Genomic DNA, 18,005 nt, shown 5'->3' on the forward strand with positions numbered 1-18,005 from the left:
GGCGCGTCGTCACAGGTCGTACTCCACGACCACCGGGGCGTGGTCGCTGAACCGCGCGGCGTACGTCTCCGCCCGGTCCACCACGGCGGTGCGGGCTGCCCGGGCGAGCGCGGGCGTCGCCAGCTGGTAGTCGATGCGCCACCCGGCGTCGTTGTCGAAGGCCTGACCCCGCCAGGACCACCACGTGTAGGGCCCCGGTCCGGGACCACCGAGGTCGCGGCCCAGATCCCGCCAGCCGAGCCCGTCGAACCACCGGTCCAGGTACGCGCGCTCCTCGGGCAGGAACCCGGCCTTCTTCAGGTTGCCCTTCCAGTTCTTGATGTCGACCTCGCGGTGGGCGATGTTGAGGTCGCCCGCGACCACCGCGAGCCCGTCGGCGGCCACCAGCGCCTCGAGCCGCGCGGTCACGTGCGCGAGGAACGCGTGCTTCTCGTCCATCGACGGCGCGCCGGCCGTGGCGGAGTGCAGGTAGGCGGACGCCACCGTGAGCGTCCGCGCGGGGTGCTCCCCCTCGGCCGGCACCTCGAGGTCGGCCTCGACCCACCGCCCGGCGTCGCCGGTGACACCCGTCCCGAGCCCGATGCGGACCGCGCTCATGGGCAGGCGCGACGCGATCGCCACCCCGGCGCGTCCCTTGGCGTGCCCCGCCTCGTGCGCCAGGTGCCACTCACCGGGCGGCAGGTGGTCGGCGAGGATCTCGTCCGAGCCGCGCACCTCCTGCAGCAGCAGGACGTCGGGCTTGCGGACGTCGAGCCACTCCCCCATGCCGCGGCGGAAGGCGGCCCGGATGCCGTTGACGTTGACGGTGGCGACGCGGAGCACGCAGCCATCCTGCCCCACCCCGCCGGCACCACCGCCGCCACCACGACGTCGCGCTCGTCACCCCTGCGCGTAGGCGGCCTCCAGCGGCGCGATCTCCAGCTTCTGCATCCTCAGCATCGCCTGGGTGGCCCGCGCCACGCCCGCGGCATCGGGTCGCGACATGATCTCGTCGAGCGCCGTGGGCACGACCTGCCAGGACACCCCGTACCGGTCCTTGAGCCAGCCGCACTGGCTGTGCACCCCGCCGCCGGCCACGAGTGCGTCCCAGTAGTGGTCGACCTCCTCCTGGGTCTCCACGCCCAGCACGAACGAGAACGCCTCGTCGGGGGTGAACTGCGGACCGGCCGTGAGGATCGTCACGGCGTGCCCGTCGAGCTCCAGCTCGACGAGGAAGGGTTCCCCCTCGGCGACGTCGGGGACGCCGGCCGGCGCGTGCTGGACGCGGGTGATCCGCGACCGCGGTACCACGGAGACGTAGAACTGCGCGGCCTCGTGACCCCGCTCGGCGAACCACAGGTGGGACCGGACCATGCCCATGACGGGCTCCTCTCGTCGGCGCGTACCCCCGTACGGACCGGTGCCGTCCCCCCGACTCATCGCCCGGCACCTGCCGGCCCGCGTCCCGCGTCCGGGGAGGCCGGTCCCCACGACGCCGACGGGCCCGGGTCGACGTGCGACCCGGGCCCGTGGGCGTGCGACGACGACGTCAGCCTGCCTGGCGCTCCGCGGTGGCGACGACGTTGGCCAGCAGCATCGCGCGGGTCATCGGCCCGACCCCGCCGGGGTTGGGCGAGACCCAGGACGCCACGTCCCAGACGTTCGGGTGGACGTCGCCGACGATCCGGCTGCGGCCCGTCTCGGGGTCCTCGACGCGCGAGACGCCCACGTCCACGACGACGGCGCCCGGCTTGACGATCTCCGAGGTGATGATGCTCGGCACGCCCGCCGCGGCGATGACGACGTCGGCGTTGCGCGTGTGCTCCGCGAGGTCCTCGGTGCCCGTGTGGGTGAGCGTCACCGTGGCGTTGACGGCGCGCCGCGTGAGCAGCAGGCCGATGGACCGGCCCACGGTCACGCCGCGCCCCACGACGACGACGTCGGCCCCGCGCAGCGGGACGTCGTGCCGCTCGAGCAGCTCGATGATGCCCGCGGGCGTGCACGGCAGCGGCGACGTGATCTCGTCGTTGACCCGCAGCACCAGCCGCCCGAGGTTCATCGGGTGCAGGCCGTCGGCGTCCTTCTCGGGGTCGACCAGCTCGAGCACGCGGTGCGTGTCGATGCCCTGCGGCAGCGGCAGCTGGACGATGTACCCGGTGCAGGACGGGTCGTCGTTCAGCCGCTGCACGGCGGCCTCGATGTCGGCCTGCGTGGCGTCGGCGGGCAGCTCCTCACGCAGGGAGGCGATGCCGACCTCGGCGCAGTCCTTGTGCTTGCCGTTGACGTACCAGCGCGAGGCGGGGTCGTCGCCGACGAGCAGCGTGCCGAGCCCGGGCACCACGCCGCGCGCGGCCAGCGCCGCGACGCGGGTGGTGAGGTCGGCCTTGATGGCGGCGGCCGTGGCGCTGCCGTCGAGCTTCTGAGCGGTCATCGGTGGGCCGCCGCTCAGTACTGCTGCAGGCCGGGGTACAGGGGGAACGCCTCGGTCAGCTTGCGCACCCGGGCGGCCAGCGCCTCGACGTCGGCCGACGTGCCCTCGACCAGTGCGGTGGCGATGATGTCGGCGACCTCGGTGAACTCCGCGTCGCCGAAGCCGCGCGTGGCCAGCGCGGGCGTGCCGATGCGCAGGCCGGACGTGACGCGCGGGGGGCGCGGGTCGAAGGGCACCGCGTTGCGGTTGACCGTGACGCCCGCGGAGTGCAGGAGGTCCTCGGCCTGCTGGCCGTCGAGCGTGGAGTGGCGCAGGTCGACGAGCACGAGGTGGACATCGGTGCCGCCGGTGAGCACAGAGACGCCGGCCGCGGCCACGTCCGGGGCGGTGAGGCGGTCGGCGATGATGCGCGCGCCGTCGATGGTGCGCTGCTGACGCGCCTTGAAGTCCTCGCCCGCGGCGATCTTGAACGCGACGGCCTTGGCGGCGATCACGTGCATGAGCGGGCCGCCCTGCTGGCCCGGGAACACCGCGGAGTCGATCTTCTTGGCGTACTCGCCCTTGCTGAGGATGAAGCCGGAGCGGGGGCCGCCGATGGTCTTGTGCACGGTGGACGACACGACGTCCGCGTACGGCACGGGCGACGGGTGCACGTCCGCGGCGACCAGGCCGGCGAAGTGCGCCATGTCGACCCACAGCTTGGCGCCGACCTCGTCCGCGATCTCGCGGAACGCGGCGAAGTCGAGGTGGCGCGGGTACGCCGACCAGCCGCCGATGATCACGTCGGGCCGGTGCTGGAGGGCCGCCTTGCGCACGGCCTCGGGGTCGACCCGGAAGGTCTGCGGGTCGACGCCGTACGCGGCGACGTCGTAGAGCTTGCCCGAGAAGTTGATGCGCATGCCGTGCGTGAGGTGCCCGCCGTGCGCCAGGTCGAGGCCGAGGATCTTGTCGCCGGCGTTGATGAGCGCGTGCAGCACCGCGGCGTTGGCCGTGGCGCCCGAGTGCGGCTGGACGTTGGCGTGCTCGGCGCCGAACAGGGCCTTGGCACGGTCGATCGCGATGGTCTCGGCGATGTCGACCTGCTCGCAGCCGCCGTAGTAGCGGCGGCCCGGGTAGCCCTCGGCGTACTTGTTGGTCAGCACGGAGCCCTGCGCCTGCAGGACGGCGCGCGGCACGAAGTTCTCCGACGCGATCATCTCGAGGGTGTTCTGCTGGCGGGCCAGCTCACCGTCGAGGACGGCGGCGATCTCGGGGTCGAGGTCGGAGATGTTCTGGTCGAGCACGTTCTCGCTCATACGAAGGGCTCCTGTCGCAGTCAACTGTGCGGGCGTCCGGCGCACCGCACACGTCGGGTGTGGGGCGACCGAGGGCCCAGGCGTCCGACCCGTTGGTCCAGCTGCTGCGTCGCTCCCCGGTGGTGACCCACCTGCTGCGCCAGTCGCGACCGGGACAGCCTAGCAACGTGCCACGCGCGGCGGGCGTCGCGTCCACGGGACGCCGCCCACGAGCGCGCCGCGCGGCCCGTGGTCGACGGTCGGCCCGGCACCGATGCCCCCCCCCCCACGCCACCCACGTCGGGGTGGAACGCGAACGGCCAGAGGGGCATGCCGTCGCCGTGGCCGACATGCATCTCGCCGGTCCCGACGTCGCCGCCCTCCCCCCACGGCCACGTGGACCCCGTGCACGTCGTCGCTGCACGCGGTGCGGACCTCGACGTCGAGCCACGCGTCGTCCAGACGGACCCCGGACCACCAGGCGACGAGGGCCCCGCCGCACCGTCCACGTGAGGTCGCCGCTCAGGGTGAGGTCGACGCACTCGTCCGCGTCGCCCGGGCGGGCGTCGGCCGCCTCGTGTCCCGCGTCCGCGGGTGCGAGCCGTGCGGGCGGCACGTCAGATGTACCCGCCGGTGCCGGGCGCGGCGGGCGCGGCCGGGGCGACGGGGCCCGGCCCCGGCCCGCGCAGCAGCACCACGCCGGCACCGCCGAGCGAGGCGGTGGCCAGCCACCGCATGCCGGACAGCGGGCAGACCCGGACGGACGCCGCCCGCCCCGCGACCGGGAGGACACCGGTCGCCACGCCGAGATGGGACGTCGCGTACCGCTCGGCGAAGCGCCCCACGAGGGCCGAGACCTGCCAGCACCGGCAGGTCGCGGCCTGCTCGAGCTCGGCGGCGTCCACCTCGGCGCGGGTGCGGGCCGCCGCACGTCGGCGACGCTCCCGGTCCGCGCGCACCCCCGCCCACACCGCGAGCGACGGGACGACCAGCCAGCACAGGCCGAACACGACGCCCGCGACCTGCACCGGGACGCCGTGCACGGGGTCGAGCGCCCACTGGCCCCACCACACACCGAGCGGCACGCCGACCCCGAGGCCGCACACCGCGCCGAGCGAAGGGAGCAGGCGCAGCGACGTCAGGTTCTCCTGCGGCTGACCGGACCTCTCGTCGAACCGCAGGGCGACGAGGGCGTCCCAGGCGCGGCCGTCGGCCACGGACATGCCGTGCACCGGTGGCCACCAGCGCCGCGACGCCCGGATCGCGGCAGCCCCGAGGATCATGCCGGGCAGCCCGTGCCGGACCAGCACCATGGAGAGCCCGAGCGCGACCACGAGCACCAGGAACGGGACGACGCGCTGCGAGATCCGGCGGCGCGGCGCGTGCGCGGCCTCCAGGGCGTCGAGCGCCTCGCTCCTCGGACCCAGGCGACAGACCGCGGCCGTCAGCAGGGCCGCACCGGCGGCGTCGCCCCGCGCCACGAGCAGGCGCGTCGTCGCCTCGAGCGTCGCGACGTCCTCCCAGGGGCGTGGGACCGCCCCGACCAGCTCGTGCGCCCCCTGGGCCACCCGTGTGACGAGCGCGCGCGGGTCGGTGCCGCGACGCCCCTGCACCCACGCCGCGACGCACCGGCTCAGGGCGTGGGGCGTGCGCACGCCGTGGTCCGCAACGACGCTGAGCCACACGTCGTCCGCGAGCGCCTGCTGACCTGCACCCTCGGCGGCGGCACCGAGCACGTACAGGTAGGTGAGCCGCACCTGCGCCGGGAGCGTCGAGCCGGCGGCCACGAGGCGCGACAGCTCGTCCTGGCGGCCGAGCGCCGCGCGGCACCCGAGCACGACGAGGTGGTCGACGTTGCGGGGGCCGTCCGCCGGCACGTCGGCCACGCCGGCCGTCTCGAGCAGCGCGAGCGCACCAGCGGCGTCGCCGGCGAGCAGCGCGAGACGGGCGCGCCCGGACGTGCCGCGCGGGTCGTCGACCTGCGACCACAGCGCCGCGGCCAGCGGTACGTCGTCGACGTCCTCGGCGGCGAGCGCCCACGCGCTCGACAGCTCCCGACGGTCGGCGCCGGCCGCCCCGTCGAGGGGATGGGACGAGGAGGCCGGGGCACGCGTCACACCCTGGCATCGGCAGGACGTACCCCCCGGTTGAGCGCATAACCGTCATCGGTGACGCACGGGCCCCGGGCGGCGGCCGCGCCTGCGGGCGCGGCTCATGCGCGAGGTCGCCGCACCGCGTGAGGCGGCCGCGGCACCCGTCGGGTGCACGGCCGCCTCACGCGGTGGTCGGCGGCTCCTCGAGCGCCGCGAGCCAGGTGCGCAGGGCGTCCTCGAGCCCGTGGGCCTGCGCCGGCGTCAGCACGTCGACGAGTCGACGCTCGTTGGCCATGTGGTCGGCGAACGCGGCGTCGATGACCTCGCGACCCCGCGCGGTGAGGGCGACGACGCGGGCGCGGGCGTCGCTGTCGCTCACGCGTCGCGTGACGAGCCCGGCCTGCTCCAGCCGGTCGATGCGCTTGGTCATGCCGCCGCTGGTGACCAGCGTGTGGAGGGCGAGGTCACCGGGCGAGCGCTCGTACGGCGCCCCGGCCCGACGCAGCGTGGCGAGGACGTCGAACTCGCCCTCGGTCAGGCCGTGCCGCTCGTAGACCGTGACGAGCTCCTCCGTGAGGTGCCGGGCGACGCGGTGCAGGCGCCCGATCACCTGCTGCGGCTGCAGGTCGAGGTCGGGGCGCTCCCGGTGCCACGCCTGAGCGATCAGGTCGAGGCGGTCGGGTGCGTCGTCGCCGCGCACGGGATCGGGCCTGTCCACCCCCGGAATATATCTTCCCCGTCAGACATTTTGTCTTCCATGGAAAATACCTGGCGCTGGTCGCTGCTCGCCGCCGTCGCACCCGTCACCTGGGGCGCGGCCTACTTCGTCACGGCGCACACCCTGCCCGCGACCCACCCGTTGTGGGGCTCGGTGCTGCGCGCGCTGCCCGCGGGGCTGGTCCTGCTCGCCCTCGCCCGCCGCGCACCCCGCGGCGCCTGGTGGTGGCGGTCGCTCGTCCTCGGCACGCTCAACATGAGCGCGTTCTTCGTGCTCGTGTACGTCGCCGCCCAGCGCCTGCCCACGTCCGTGGCCTCCACGGTGATGGCCGTGTCACCGTTCGCGCTCGTGCTCGTGGCCTGGCCGCTGCTCGGCCAGCGCCCGCGGGTCGCGTCGCTCGCCGGGGCGGGCCTCGGGTTCGCCGGCGTCGTCGCGATGCTCGTCACCGGGAGCGTGCGGATCGACCCGCTCGGCGTGCTCGCCGGCGCCGCCGCGATGGTCATGTCGTCCGTCGGGTTCGTCCTGGCCACGCGGTGGAAGGACGACGTCGACGTGCTGACGACGACGTCCTGGCAGCTGGTGGCCGGCGGGCTGCTGCTGGTGCCCGTCGCGGTCGTGGTCGAGGGCGCTCCCCCGGCGCTCGACGGTCGCGGCTGGCTCGGGCTGGCGTTCCTGTCGCTCGTCGCCACCGCGCTGGCCTACGTCGCGTGGTTCACCGCGCTGCGCCACCTGCCCGCGAGCGCCGTGGGGCTCGTCGGGCTGCTCAACCCCGTCACCGGCGTCGTCGTCGGGCTCACGCTCGGCGGCGAGCGCCTCACCGGGCTGCAGACGCTCGGCGTCGTGGCCGTCCTCGCCGCCGTGCTCCTGGGTCAGCCCTCGCTCCAGGCACGGCTGCGCGGCCGACGCGCGGCACCCGGCCGCGACCACGGCCCGGTGAGACCGCCGGCGCAGCTCACGCCGGTGGGCCGCTGAGCCACGGGCCGGTGCGCCACCCGGCGGCCCGGCCGACGCCGGCGCGGAGGTCCCGCCCGCCACCGCGCCGGTTCACCCCCGCGCGCACACCGCCCACGACTCGCAGCCGAGCGGCTCGAGCGACGGCGCCACGGGCGTCCCCTCCACCGGCCGCTGCTCGAGGAAGAGCGTCCGCTCGTCGTACTGCGGCGACCGGCTCTCGAGCAGCAGACCCGTCGCGGGGTCACGGACCAGCAACGCCTGCGTGCCGTCGGCCGCGGTGCGCCGCAGCACCTCGCCTGCCCGGCCGCGCGAGTCCTGGCCGGTGCTCGACGTCGTCCCCGGGACGAGGGCCGCGACCCCCCAGTACGCGTCGCGCAGGTCGCGGCGCAGCAGGCCGCCGCGATGGGAGAGCTCCTCGATCACCTGCTCGAACAGGGCGTCGTCACGAGACGGTCCGTCCGTCGGCAGGGCGTCGGCGATGGCGCGCGTGAGGTCGACGGGGTCGGTCGGCAGCGACCTCGGGTCCGACAGGGCGTCGTACCGCACACCGTCCAGGAGGTACGTGCCGCTGAGCACGTCGAGGGGCCCCAGACCGATGGCCCGGCCCAGGTCGCCGTCGATGACCAGCAGCCCCGGACGCTCGCGGCTCGTCCACCACTCGATGCGCTCGTCGATGTGCTCCGACCGCGAGCCCGGGCCCGGCGGGACCTCTTCACCCGTGCGCTTCTCGGCCAGGACGTACCAGTACGCGGCGTCGCCGTCCCAGGGGTCGCCGGGTACGCCCGTGACCGTGCCGTCGTCCGCGACCGTCGCGACGGCGGGCGGGACGAGCGCGGCCGCCCCCACGGCGTCCGGCGACGCGCTCGGTGCGGGGGTCCCGCCGTCCGGCACCGCGGGGACGACCTGGGGCAGCCCCGCACCCGACGCCCCCCAGACTGTCCCGACGACCGCGACCAGGACGATCGCCGCACTCGTGCCCCACGTCACCGCGCGGCGGCGGCGCGCTCGCGGCACGACGTTCCGCACGTCGACCACGACCTGCGGGACGACCCTCTCCACCCGGTCGCGCAGCTGCTGGGCGATGTCCTCGTCCGCGGTCACCCCACACCTCCGTCCTGCGCGCCCGCCGGAGCGGCACCGCCGTCCTCGCCCATCGCCTCACGCAGCTGCCGCAGCGCGCGCGAGGCGGTCGACTTCACCGTTCCCACCGCGATGCCGAGGTCGTCCGCGACCTCCTTCTCGGTCAACCCCTCGAGGTGTCGCAGCACGACGACCCGACGCTGCCGCGGCGTGAGCAGCGCCAGCGCCCGCACCAGCCGGTCCCGGTCCGCGTGCACGTCCTGGGCGTCGGCGACACCGGTCTCCGGCAACCGGTCCGTCGAGAGGAGCACCTCACGACGGCGCCGGCGCCACGTCGAGATCCGCTGGTTCGCCAGCACGCGACGTGCATACGCCAAGGGCTCGCGCTCACGGGCGCGGTCCCAGACCAGGTAGGTACGCACGAGCGCCTGCTGCACGAGCTCGTCCGCCTGGTGCGCGTCGCCGCAGAGCAGCCACGCCGTGCGGGCGAGCGACGGCGCGGCCACGGTCATGAACGCGGCGAACTCCTCGTCGCGGCCGCGACCTGCCGGCGGCAGCGTCGCGACGGACTCGGTCGCGTCCTGCTCCACCGGCACGGTGCCCTCCCGGCTCGCTCTCCACGGACGCCGGTCTCGACGCCCTCACACCCCTTACACGCCTGACGCCCCACGAAGGTTGCGCCGCGGGGCATCGGGATCGTTCCGGGTGCGGCTCAGGCCTGGACGGGCTCGCCGTCGCCGAGGAGCTTGCGCAGGTACGCGTAGGTGAGGTCGCCGGCCGTCCGGTCGTGCTGGTGCTCGTAGCCGGCCTTGTTGTAGAGCGCGATGTTCTGCAGGGAGTCGCGGCCGGTGAAGACCCAGACCTCCTCGATGCCGTCGGGCAGCGTCGGCAGGATCGCCGAGAGCAGCTCGGTCCCGATGCCCTTGCCCTGCAGGTCGGGCGCCACCGCGAACCGGCCGAGCGTGGCCTTGGTCCCCTCGACCAGCACGCGGATCGAGCCGACGAGCCGGTGGCCCCACCACGCGCCGAGCGTGATGACCCCGTCCGCGCGCAGGTCCTCCTCGAGCTCACGGAGCGTCTGCGTCAGCGGCGGGATGTTCGGGTCGCCGTACTGCTGCGCCTCGGTGACGAAGGCGGCGCGGCGCAGCGTGAGCAGCTCACCCGCGTCGTCCACGGTGACCGGGCGGATGTCGAGGGCCGTCATGGCGCCATGGTGTCAGCCCGCGGCGCCCGCGCACTACTCTCGGACCTCGTGTCCTCCACTTCGCCCGTCGACCCGACGCACCTCGTCCTGACCCTGTCGTGCCCCGACCGCCCCGGCATCGTCGCGGCCGTCGCCGGCCTGCTGGCCGAGCACGGGGGCAACATCACCGAGTCGCAGCAGTTCGGCGACCCGCTGTCGGGGCTGTTCTTCATGCGGGTCCAGGTGACGACCGACGTGCCGGTGACCCAGCTGCGGGCGGACCTGACGCGGCTGGCCGCGCGGTTCGAGATGGCCTGGCAGCTGGACGTCGCCGGGCGGCCCGTGCGCACGCTCGTCATGGTGTCGACCACCGCCCACTGCCTCAACGACCTGGCGTTCCGGCAGCGGTCGGAGGCACTGCCCATCGACCTGGTCGCGGTGGTCTCGAACCACGACCTGCTGCGGCCCATGGCGGACTTCTACGGCATCCCGTTCCACCACGTGCCCGTGACGGCCGCGACCAAGGCGGCCGCCGAGGAGCAGCTGCTCGCGCTGGTCGAGGAGCTCGACGTCGAGCTGGTGGTGCTCGCGCGGTACATGCAGATCCTCTCGGACGACCTGTGCCGGCGCCTGCAGGGCCGCGTCATCAACATCCACCACTCCTTCCTGCCGTCGTTCAAGGGCGCGCGCCCGTACGCGCAGGCGCACCAGCGGGGCGTCAAGCTCATCGGGGCGACCGCCCACTACGTGACCGGGGACCTCGACGAGGGACCGATCATCGAGCAGGACGTCGAGCGCGTCGACCACACGCACGCCGTCCAGGACCTCGTCGCGCTGGGCCAGGACGTCGAGCGGCGGGCGCTGGCGCGGGCGGTCCGGTGGCACGCCGAGCACCGCGTGCTGCTCGACGGCAACCGGACCATCGTCTTCCGCTGACGCGACCCACGGGGCCCGGCCGGCGCGCGTCGCAGGCCGGCTCGATCGTTCGCCCACGTCCGCCCGGAGGGACGGGCGCGTGCGAAGCGTTTCGGGGCGTGCGGTGGCCCCGCGGCAGGGACATGCTCGGCTCGACGGCCCGGCAATCGTTCGCCGGGTCGCGTCGACTGCGCCGCGCGCACTGCCGCGCCCGGCCGGGCCAGGAGGACACGATGAGAACACTCCGCAGCGGCGCGGGTCGCCGCACCGCCGTGCGCGCCGGGCTCCTGGGCACCGCGTTCGCACTCGCGCTGACCGGCGCGGCGCAGCTCGCGACCGCCCCGCCCGCGCAGGCCGCCTCGCTCGTCGAGGTGTCCGGGTTCGGCAGCAACCCCGGCGGGCTGCGGATGAACCTGTTCGTCCCCGACCGCCTCGCGGCGACCCCCGGGGTCCTCGTCGTCGTGCACTACTGCACGGGCAGCGCGCAGGCGATGTACAACGGCTCGCAGTTCGACGAGCTGGCCTCCCAGCACGGGTTCATCGCGATCTACCCGAGCACGAACCGGCCCGGCAACTGCTTCGACGTCTCGTCGACGGCCGCCATGACGCGTGACGGCGGCAGCGACCCGCAGAGCATCGTCCAGATGGTCCGGTACGTGCAGCAGCGGTACACCACCGACACGTCGCGCGTGTTCGTCACGGGCGTCTCCTCCGGTGCCATGACCACCCAGCTGCTGCTGGCGGAGTACCCCGACGTCTTCGCCGCCGGGTCGGCGTTCGCCGGGGTCCCCGCGACGTGCTTCTCGACCGGTGGCGCGGCCCCCGGCACCAGCGCGCAGGCCGGCTGGAACAGCGACTGCGCGCAGGGCCGGCGGATCCTCACCGCCCAGCAGTGGGGCGACCTCGCACGTGCGACCTACCCGGGGTACACGGGCAAGCGCCCGCGCGTGCAGCTCTGGCACGGCACGAACGACGAGACCCTGAACTTCCAGAACTTCACCGAGGCCGTGAAGCAGTGGACGAACGTGCTGGGCGTGAGCGCGACGCCCGCGTCCACGGAGACCATCGGCTCCAACCGCACCCGCGCCCGTTACGGCGGCACCGGGACGCAGGCCCCGCTGGAGACCAACCGGTTGCAGGGCACGTCGCACAACCTGCCCGTCGACGCGGCCGCGGCGATCGCGTTCTTCGGGCTGGACCAGGCGGCGCCGACGCCCACGCCCACGCCCAGCGTGACGCCCACCCCGAGCGTGACCCCCACGCCGACCGTGACACCGACCGTGACACCGAGTCCCACCGTCACGCCGACGCCGACCACGACCCCCTCGCCCGGCACGACGCCGACGCCCGGCCCCACCCCGGCCGTGGGCGGGTGCGCCGTGACCTACGCGGTCAACCAGTGGAACACCGGCTTCACGGCGAACCTCACGGTGCGCAACACGTCGAGCACCCCGGTCGACGGCTGGACGCTGCGGTGGTCGTTCCCCTCGGGGCAGCAGGTGACGCAGTCGTGGAGCAGCACGGTCTCCCAGACGGGCAGCCAGGTCACGGCGACCAACGCCCCCTGGAACGGGTCGATCCCGCCCGGCGGCTCCGTGCAGATCGGGTTCAACGGGTCGCACACCGGTACCAACACGGCACCGACGGCGTTCACCCTCAACGGCGTGACCTGCGCGGTCGCCTGACGCGCGCACCGTTTCCCGCGGGTCCCGGGCTGCGGCCCGGGCCCGCGGCGCGCAGGGCCGGACTCGCAAATCGTTTCGTCTCATATCTCCTTGAGATTTCATCCACCACGGTGGGTGGCACCGGCGCCTCTCGGCACCGACGCTACCGATCGAAGGGGAGTCCCATGTCCGCCGACGTCGCACCCACTGCCGCATCCTCCGGCGCCACCACGGCGCCCGCGCCCCGCGCCGCCCGCCGCACCCGCCTGCTGGGCACGCTCCTCACCGCCCTCGGGATCGTCATGGCCCTCGCCGGGGTCGCCACCTGGGGTGGCATCGCCCAGGGCCTCGCGCAGGAGGAGATCGTCGTCTCCGACAACGCCGCGGCGTTCGCGGGGTCGCCCGTGGTGACGCCCTGGACGGCGTGGGCCCAGGCCGAGGTGATCCGCACCGACCTGGACGAGATGACCGGCGGGCTGACCTACGCCGAGATGGACCGCGAGGACCCGCAGCGCCAGGCCGTCGCGACCGGGACGTTCCTGCGCGCCTCGCTCATCACGTCGGTCATCGCGTTCGGTGTCGCGCTCGCGCTCGTCGGCATCGGGACCGGGTTCGTCCTGGGCGGGCTGGGTCTGCGCAGCGCGTCGGCCGGTTGAGCGCCGCGGGGTGCGGGCGTGCGCGGTGCCGCCCGCACCCGCCTCGTCCGAGGCGTCGTGCGGGGCCGTCGCGCCCCGCCGCTCCTGGTCAGAGCATGCCGTCGAGGTCAGAGCATGCCGTCGAGGTCAGAGCACGGCGTCGAGCGGGTGCGTCCGGGAGACCTGCGTGGCTCCCGTGATCGCCGCGAGCAGCTCCTCCTGGGTGACCGAGCGGGCGTCGAACGACCCGTTGTTGCGGCCGTGGCGCAGCACCTCGATGCGGTCGGCGACCGCGCGCACGTCGTTGAGGTTGTGGCTGATCAGCACGACGCCCAGGCCCAGCTCACGCAGGCGCTGGATGTGCGTGAGCACCTCGGCCGTGTGCGCGACGGACAACGCCGCGGTCGGCTCGTCGAGGATCACCAGCCGGGGCGAGCCGATGAGGGTGCGGGCGATCGCGACCGTCTGCCGCTGCCCCGCGGACAGGTGGCCGATCGGGGTGCGCACGGACGGGATCCGGCTCGTCAGGTCCCGCAGGATGCCGCGGGCGACGCGCTCCATCTCGCCGTCCCGCATGAGCGAGTGCTCGCGCAGCTCGCGGCCCAGGAAGAGGTTGGCCGTGACGTCGAGGTTCTCGCACAGCGCGTAGTCCTGGAAGACCGTCGCGACACCTGCCTGGTGGGCGTCGGACGGCGAGCCGATGGTGATCGGCTCCCCGCCCATCTCGATCAGGCCCGCGTCGGGCTGCACGACCCCGGAGACCACCTTGGCGAGCGTCGACTTGCCGGCACCGTTGTCACCCACCAGCGCGACGACCTCGTGCGGGTGCACGGTGAGGTCCACGTCCACCAGCGCCTCGACCGCGCCGAACCGCTTGGACACCTGACGCAACGACAGCACCGGCGTCCGTCTGCCGACACCCACGGTCCCGACCACCTGCCCTCCGTCGCGCACGTGAGGACCAGTGAAACCCTCGCCCAGGGGCGCGTCAAACCTCGTCATGAGCCGCCTCCGGCGGGGGTGTCCGAGTGGTCGGCGATGTCCGGTGCACCGCTCACGGCGGCCTGGTCCGTGGCCTCGAGCGCCATCGCGAGCGCGCCGAGCACGGACGCCCGCACCCCCAGCTCACCGGGGACGACGTCGAGCGTGGCCACCTGGTTGAGCGGCACCCGGCGCGCGATCGCCTCACGCATCGGCTGCACCAGCACGTCCCCGGTCTGCGCGAGCTCACCACCCACGACGACGCACTGCGGGTTGACGACCATGGCCATGCCCGCCACGACCCCACCGATGACCGCGCCGGCGTCCGCCACCACCTGCCGGCACCCCGGGTCACCCTCCGCGGCGCGCTGCACCACGTCACGGATGGTCAGCGCGCCGTGCGTCTCGGTCAGTGGCTCGACCAGCGCGGGGTACCCCACCACGGTGTCCAGGCAGCCGCGCGAGCCGCACCGGCAGATGCGTCCCTGCGGGTCGACCTGGACGTGCCCGATCTCCCCCGCCGTGCCGCCGAACCCCCGGTGGAGGTGCCCGGACAGCACGATGCCGGCACCGGTCCCCGTGCCGACGGACACGTACACGACGTCCTGGTAGCCACGGGCGGCACCGAACCTGCTCTCGGCCAGCGCGCCGAGGTTGGCCTCGTTGTCGACCAGCACCGGCTTGGCGAGCCGCTTGGCCAGCACGTGCACGACGGGGACCTCGTCCCAGCCCCGCAGCACCCCCCGCACCGTCACGAGACCCGTGCCGGGCTCGACCGGCGCCGGGAGCCCGACGCCCAGCCCCAGCAGGTCGTCGAGCGAGGCGCCCAGACGCTCCAGGAGGTCGACGACCAGCAGAGCCGCACGGTCCAGCGTGGTGTCGGCGCGGTGCTCGGCGGGCAGCGGCAGGGTCTGCTCGGCGACGATCTCGCGCGTGACGTCCGCGAGCGCGACCCGCAGGTGGCGCCGACCGACGTCGACGCCCGCGGCCAGCCCGGTGCGTCGGGCTATGGTGACCAGCTGCGCGCGCCGCCCGGAGCGGATGGTGCTGCGGGTGTCGACCACACCGGCGGCCAGCAGCTCCTTGACGATCGAGCTGACGGTGGCGGGCGACAGGCCCGTCGCGGCCGTGAGCTCGACCTGGGTGAGGCCGCCGTACCGCTTGACCGTCTCGACGACGAGAGCGCGGTTGGCGCCCCGGAGGGACGACTGCGATCCCGACATCGGTCCCCTCACGTCGGCCGAGCCTACTGGCGGCACCGCGGTCACGGGGCCGATCGACCCCGCGCCGCGGTGCACGGATGGGGACGGGCCCGCGCCGGCGCTGCCGGCACGGGCCCGTCGTGGCGTCAGCGCGCGTCGGCGCGACGCTTGTTCCAGACGTCGAAGGCGACGGCCAGGAGGAGCACGAGGCCCTTGACCATCTGCTGGATCGACTGCGGCACGCCCATCAGCTGCATGCCGTTGCTCATGACGGCCATGATCAGCGCACCGGTCATGGCGCCCGTCACGCGGCCCACGCCACCGGTCGTCGACGCCCCGCCGATGAACGCGGCGGCGATCGCGTCGAGCTCGAACATGTTGCCCGCGCTCGGCTGCGCGCCGTTCATGCGCGAGGAGTACACGACACCCGCGACACCGGCGAGCAGACCCATGTTCACGTAGGTCCAGAAGGTCACGACGCGGACCTTCACGCCGGACAGCTGCGCGGCGTTGAGGTTGCCACCGATCGCGTAGACGTGCCGGCCGAAGACCGAGCGCTGCGTGATGACGGAGTACGCCATGATCAGCACCGCGAGCAGGATCAGCACGTTCGGCAGGCCGCGGTACTGCGCGAGCTGGTACCCGAACCACATGACGACGACGCCGACGGCGACGATCTTGCCGACGAAGATCGGCATGGACTCGACGACCTGCTGGTACGCGATGCGCCCGCGGCGCGTGCGCCACTGGCTGACGGCGTACCCGGCCACGGCCACCGCGAAGATCACCAGCGTGAAGACGTCGACCCCGTAGCCCCCGAACCAGCCGTTCGTGGAGAACCCGTTGGCGATGTCGTAGTACGTGCCACCGAAGGGCGACAGCGAGACGTTGTCGAGGACCCGGTACGTCATGCCGCGGAACAGCAGCATGCCGGCCAGGGTGACGATGAACCCGGGGATCCCGACGTAGGCCACCCAGAAGCCCTGCCACATGCCGACCAGGACGCCGACGACGAGCGCAGCCAGCACGCCGATCCACCAGGGCGCACCGTGCCGGATGACCAGCACGCCCGCCACGGCGCCGGTGAGCGCGACCACCGACCCGACGGACAGGTCGATCTGACCCAGCACGATCACCATGACCATGCCGATGGCCAGGATGAGGATGTAGGAGTACTGCAGGACGATGTTCGTCAGGTTGCCCGGGCTGAGGAAGTTCGAGTTCATCAGCGAGAACATCAGCACGATGATCACGAACGCGATGAAGATCCCGCTCTGGCGGAGGTTCCGCGTCACCATGTCTCCGAAGCCGGCGATGGCCGTCATGATGCAAGGTCCTTTGCTGTCTCGCGCTCGATGGTCATGAGCTCCATCAGCCGCTCCTGGGTGGCCTGCGCGACGGGCACCTCACCGGTGATGCGCCCGAACGCCAGGGTGTAGATCCGGTCGCAGATGCCGAGCAGCTCGGGCAGCTCGGAGGAGATGACGACGACCGCCTTCCCCGCCGCGACCATCCGGTTGATGATCGTGTAGATCTCGTACTTGGCCCCGACGTCGATGCCACGCGTGGGCTCGTCGAGGATCAGCACGTCGGGCTCGGTGTAGAGCCACTTGGCGAGCACGACCTTCTGCTGGTTGCCCCCGGAGAGCTTGCCGGTGAGCGCCATGACGGTCGGGGCCTTGATGTTGAGGCTCGCGCGGTACTCCTCCGCGACCTTGATCTCCTCGTTGCCGTTGACCCAGCCCCGGGGGGCGAGGCGGCGGATGCCGGCGGCGGAGACGTTGCGGCGGATGTCCTCGATGAGGTTCAGGCCGTAGCGCTTGCGGTCCTCGGTGGCGTACGCGAGCCCGTGGGAGATCGCGGAGTCCACGTCGCGGACGGAGATCTCCTGCCCGTTCTTGTAGATGCGCCCCGTGATGCCACGGCCGTACGAGCGGCCGAAGATGCTCATCGCGAGCTCGGTGCGCCCCGCGCCCATCAGGCCGGCGATGCCGACGACCTCACCGGCGCGCACGGTGAACGACGCGCCGTCGATCACCACGCGGTCCGACTGCGTGGGATGGCGCACGGTCCAGTCCTCGACGCGCAGCACCTCGTCGCCGATGGCGGGAGTGCGCTCGGGGTACCGGTGCTCCAGGTCACGGCCGACCATGCCGCGGATGATGCGGTCCTGGGTCGAGCCCGGCTCGGACATGTCCATCGTCTCGATGGTCCGGCCGTCGCGGATGATGGTCGTGCGGTCGGCGATCTCGGCGATCTCGTTCAGCTTGTGGCTGATGATGATCGACGTGATGCCCTGCTCCTTGAGATGGCGCAGGAGATCGAGCAGGTGCTCGGAGTCCGTGTCGTTCAGCGCGGCGGTCGGCTCGTCGAGGATGAGCAGCCTGACCTGCTTCGACAGCGCCTTCGCGATCTCGATGAGCTGCTGCTTGCCGACACCCAGTTGCGACACCTGCGTCGTCGGGTTCTCGGCGAGGCCCACGCGGGCCAGCAGCCTCGCGGCCTCGGAGTTGGCCTTGTTCCAGTCGATCAGCGGGCCGCTGCCCCGGACCTCGTTGCCCAGGAAGATGTTCTCCGCGACCGACAGGTACGGCACCAGCGCGAGCTCCTGGTGGATGATGACGATCCCGCGGCCCTCGGAGTCGTTGATCGAGCCGAACTCGACCTCCTCACCCTCGAAGACGATGTCGCCGTCGTAGGTGCCGTGCGGGTACACGCCGGACAGGACCTTCATGAGCGTCGACTTGCCGGCGCCGTTCTCCCCGCAGATGGCGTGGATCTCGCCGCGCCGCACGGTGAGGTTGACGTCCTGCAGCGCCTTGACCCCCGGGAAGGTCTTGGTGATGGACCGCATCTCGAGGATGTCGCTGTGGTCCATGACCCCTCCGTTCAGTGG

At 73.4% G+C, this 18,005-nt stretch carries 17 protein-coding genes and 1 riboswitch; of the genes, 4 read left to right on the forward strand and 13 right to left on the reverse strand.

What is annotated here, in order from left to right; all coding sequences use genetic code 11:
* Window positions 1–9: 9 nt before the first annotated feature.
* The 6 genes from KG103_RS12590 to KG103_RS12615 all read right to left on the reverse strand — a co-directional run bounded on the left by KG103_RS12590 (window position 10) and on the right by KG103_RS12615 (window position 6,495).
* On the reverse strand, window positions 10–822 hold the full coding sequence (locus tag KG103_RS12590; protein ID WP_207338923.1) for an exodeoxyribonuclease III: 813 nt from the start codon (window positions 820–822) through the stop codon (window positions 10–12).
* Between the two features lie 57 nt (window positions 823–879).
* Window positions 880–1,359 carry a VOC family protein gene (locus tag KG103_RS12595; protein ID WP_207338924.1) on the reverse strand — a complete coding sequence of 160 codons (480 nt, stop codon included), beginning with the start codon at window positions 1,357–1,359 and terminating at the stop codon, window positions 880–882.
* 169 nt (window positions 1,360–1,528) lie between these two features.
* The gene (locus tag KG103_RS12600) at window positions 1,529–2,410 is read right to left on the reverse strand and encodes a bifunctional methylenetetrahydrofolate dehydrogenase/methenyltetrahydrofolate cyclohydrolase (RefSeq protein ID WP_207338925.1); all 882 of its coding nucleotides are present in this window, start codon (window positions 2,408–2,410) and stop codon (window positions 1,529–1,531) included.
* A 14-nt stretch (window positions 2,411–2,424) separates the two neighbouring features.
* Complete coding sequence (glyA, locus tag KG103_RS12605) at window positions 2,425–3,705, reverse strand: serine hydroxymethyltransferase (RefSeq protein WP_207338926.1); 1,281 nt, start codon at window positions 3,703–3,705, stop codon at window positions 2,425–2,427.
* Window positions 3,706–3,772: 67 nt separating this feature from the next.
* Window positions 3,773–3,862: riboswitch (ZMP/ZTP riboswitch) on the reverse strand.
* Between the two features lie 439 nt (window positions 3,863–4,301).
* Window positions 4,302–5,801, reverse strand: a complete 1,500-nt coding sequence (locus KG103_RS12610) for a hypothetical protein (RefSeq protein WP_207338927.1) — start codon at window positions 5,799–5,801, stop codon at window positions 4,302–4,304.
* Window positions 5,802–5,958: 157 nt separating this feature from the next.
* Window positions 5,959–6,495: a MarR family winged helix-turn-helix transcriptional regulator gene (locus KG103_RS12615; RefSeq protein WP_207338928.1), complete on the reverse strand. Its 537-nt coding sequence runs from the start codon at window positions 6,493–6,495 to the stop codon at window positions 5,959–5,961.
* Between the two features lie 39 nt (window positions 6,496–6,534).
* Between KG103_RS12615 and KG103_RS12620 the strand changes: the two genes are divergently transcribed.
* Window positions 6,535–7,467 (forward strand): DMT family transporter, encoded by a 933-nt coding sequence (locus tag KG103_RS12620; protein WP_207338929.1) that lies wholly within the window; start codon window positions 6,535–6,537, stop codon window positions 7,465–7,467.
* 72 nt (window positions 7,468–7,539) lie between these two features.
* On the opposite strand, the gene KG103_RS12625 is transcribed toward KG103_RS12620, so the two are convergent.
* The 3 genes from KG103_RS12625 to KG103_RS12635 form a co-directional block, all read right to left on the reverse strand.
* Entirely contained in the window at window positions 7,540–8,550 is a 1,011-nt protein-coding gene (locus KG103_RS12625) for a hypothetical protein (RefSeq protein ID WP_207338930.1), read from the reverse strand.
* Window positions 8,547–9,119 (reverse strand): SigE family RNA polymerase sigma factor, encoded by a 573-nt coding sequence (locus KG103_RS12630; RefSeq protein WP_256439614.1) that lies wholly within the window; start codon window positions 9,117–9,119, stop codon window positions 8,547–8,549. Before KG103_RS12630 ends, KG103_RS12625 begins: the two co-directional genes overlap by 4 nt.
* A gap of 122 nt (window positions 9,120–9,241) precedes the next feature.
* A complete protein-coding gene (locus KG103_RS12635; protein ID WP_207338932.1) occupies window positions 9,242–9,733 on the reverse strand; it encodes a GNAT family N-acetyltransferase in 492 nt (163 codons plus the stop codon).
* A 48-nt stretch (window positions 9,734–9,781) separates the two neighbouring features.
* Here KG103_RS12635 and purU point away from each other — a divergent pair, with 48 nt between their 5' ends.
* The 3 genes from purU (at window position 9,782) to KG103_RS12650 (ending at window position 12,947) form a co-directional block, all read left to right on the forward strand.
* A complete protein-coding gene (purU, locus tag KG103_RS12640; protein WP_249670580.1) occupies window positions 9,782–10,648 on the forward strand; it encodes a formyltetrahydrofolate deformylase in 867 nt (288 codons plus the stop codon).
* 212 nt (window positions 10,649–10,860) lie between these two features.
* Window positions 10,861–12,312: an extracellular catalytic domain type 1 short-chain-length polyhydroxyalkanoate depolymerase gene (locus KG103_RS12645; protein ID WP_207338934.1), complete on the forward strand. Its 1,452-nt coding sequence runs from the start codon at window positions 10,861–10,863 to the stop codon at window positions 12,310–12,312.
* A gap of 164 nt (window positions 12,313–12,476) precedes the next feature.
* On the forward strand, window positions 12,477–12,947 hold the full coding sequence (locus tag KG103_RS12650) for an aromatic ring-opening dioxygenase LigA (RefSeq protein WP_207338935.1): 471 nt from the start codon (window positions 12,477–12,479) through the stop codon (window positions 12,945–12,947).
* Between the two features lie 126 nt (window positions 12,948–13,073).
* On the opposite strand, the gene KG103_RS12655 is transcribed toward KG103_RS12650, so the two are convergent.
* From KG103_RS12655 to mmsA, 4 genes are all read right to left on the reverse strand, one after another.
* Window positions 13,074–13,862 (reverse strand): ATP-binding cassette domain-containing protein, encoded by a 789-nt coding sequence (locus tag KG103_RS12655; protein ID WP_249670581.1) that lies wholly within the window; start codon window positions 13,860–13,862, stop codon window positions 13,074–13,076.
* Between the two features lie 62 nt (window positions 13,863–13,924).
* Window positions 13,925–15,130: an ROK family transcriptional regulator gene (locus KG103_RS12660; RefSeq protein ID WP_207339838.1), complete on the reverse strand. Its 1,206-nt coding sequence runs from the start codon at window positions 15,128–15,130 to the stop codon at window positions 13,925–13,927.
* 125 nt (window positions 15,131–15,255) lie between these two features.
* Window positions 15,256–16,434 carry a multiple monosaccharide ABC transporter permease gene (gene mmsB / locus KG103_RS12665; protein ID WP_207338937.1) on the reverse strand — a complete coding sequence of 393 codons (1,179 nt, stop codon included), beginning with the start codon at window positions 16,432–16,434 and terminating at the stop codon, window positions 15,256–15,258.
* Window positions 16,431–17,987, reverse strand: a complete 1,557-nt coding sequence (gene mmsA / locus KG103_RS12670; RefSeq protein WP_207338938.1) for a multiple monosaccharide ABC transporter ATP-binding protein — start codon at window positions 17,985–17,987, stop codon at window positions 16,431–16,433. Before mmsA ends, mmsB begins: the two co-directional genes overlap by 4 nt.
* Window positions 17,988–18,005: the final 18 nt, after the last annotated feature.

This window comes from Cellulomonas wangleii (genome assembly GCF_018388445.1).
GTDB lineage: Bacteria > Actinomycetota > Actinomycetes > Actinomycetales > Cellulomonadaceae > Cellulomonas > Cellulomonas wangleii.

Bases quoted from the DNA above. Each gene is read 5' to 3' on its own strand.
- KG103_RS12595 (WP_207338924.1), bottom strand. From the start codon at position 1,359: ATGGGCATGGTCCGGTCCCACCTGTGGTTCGCCGAGCGGGGTCACGAG.
- KG103_RS12600 (WP_207338925.1), bottom strand. From the start codon at position 2,410: ATGACCGCTCAGAAGCTCGACGGCAGCGCCACGGCCGCCGCCATCAAG.
- glyA (WP_207338926.1), bottom strand. From the start codon at position 3,705: ATGAGCGAGAACGTGCTCGACCAGAACATCTCCGACCTCGACCCCGAG.
- KG103_RS12620 (WP_207338929.1), top strand. From the start codon at position 6,535: ATGGAAAATACCTGGCGCTGGTCGCTGCTCGCCGCCGTCGCACCCGTC.
- KG103_RS12635 (WP_207338932.1), bottom strand. From the start codon at position 9,733: ATGACGGCCCTCGACATCCGCCCGGTCACCGTGGACGACGCGGGTGAG.
- KG103_RS12645 (WP_207338934.1), top strand. From the start codon at position 10,861: ATGAGAACACTCCGCAGCGGCGCGGGTCGCCGCACCGCCGTGCGCGCC.
- KG103_RS12650 (WP_207338935.1), top strand. From the start codon at position 12,477: ATGTCCGCCGACGTCGCACCCACTGCCGCATCCTCCGGCGCCACCACG.
- KG103_RS12660 (WP_207339838.1), bottom strand. From the start codon at position 15,130: ATGTCGGGATCGCAGTCGTCCCTCCGGGGCGCCAACCGCGCTCTCGTC.
- mmsB (WP_207338937.1), bottom strand. From the start codon at position 16,434: ATGACGGCCATCGCCGGCTTCGGAGACATGGTGACGCGGAACCTCCGC.
- mmsA (WP_207338938.1), bottom strand. From the start codon at position 17,987: ATGGACCACAGCGACATCCTCGAGATGCGGTCCATCACCAAGACCTTC.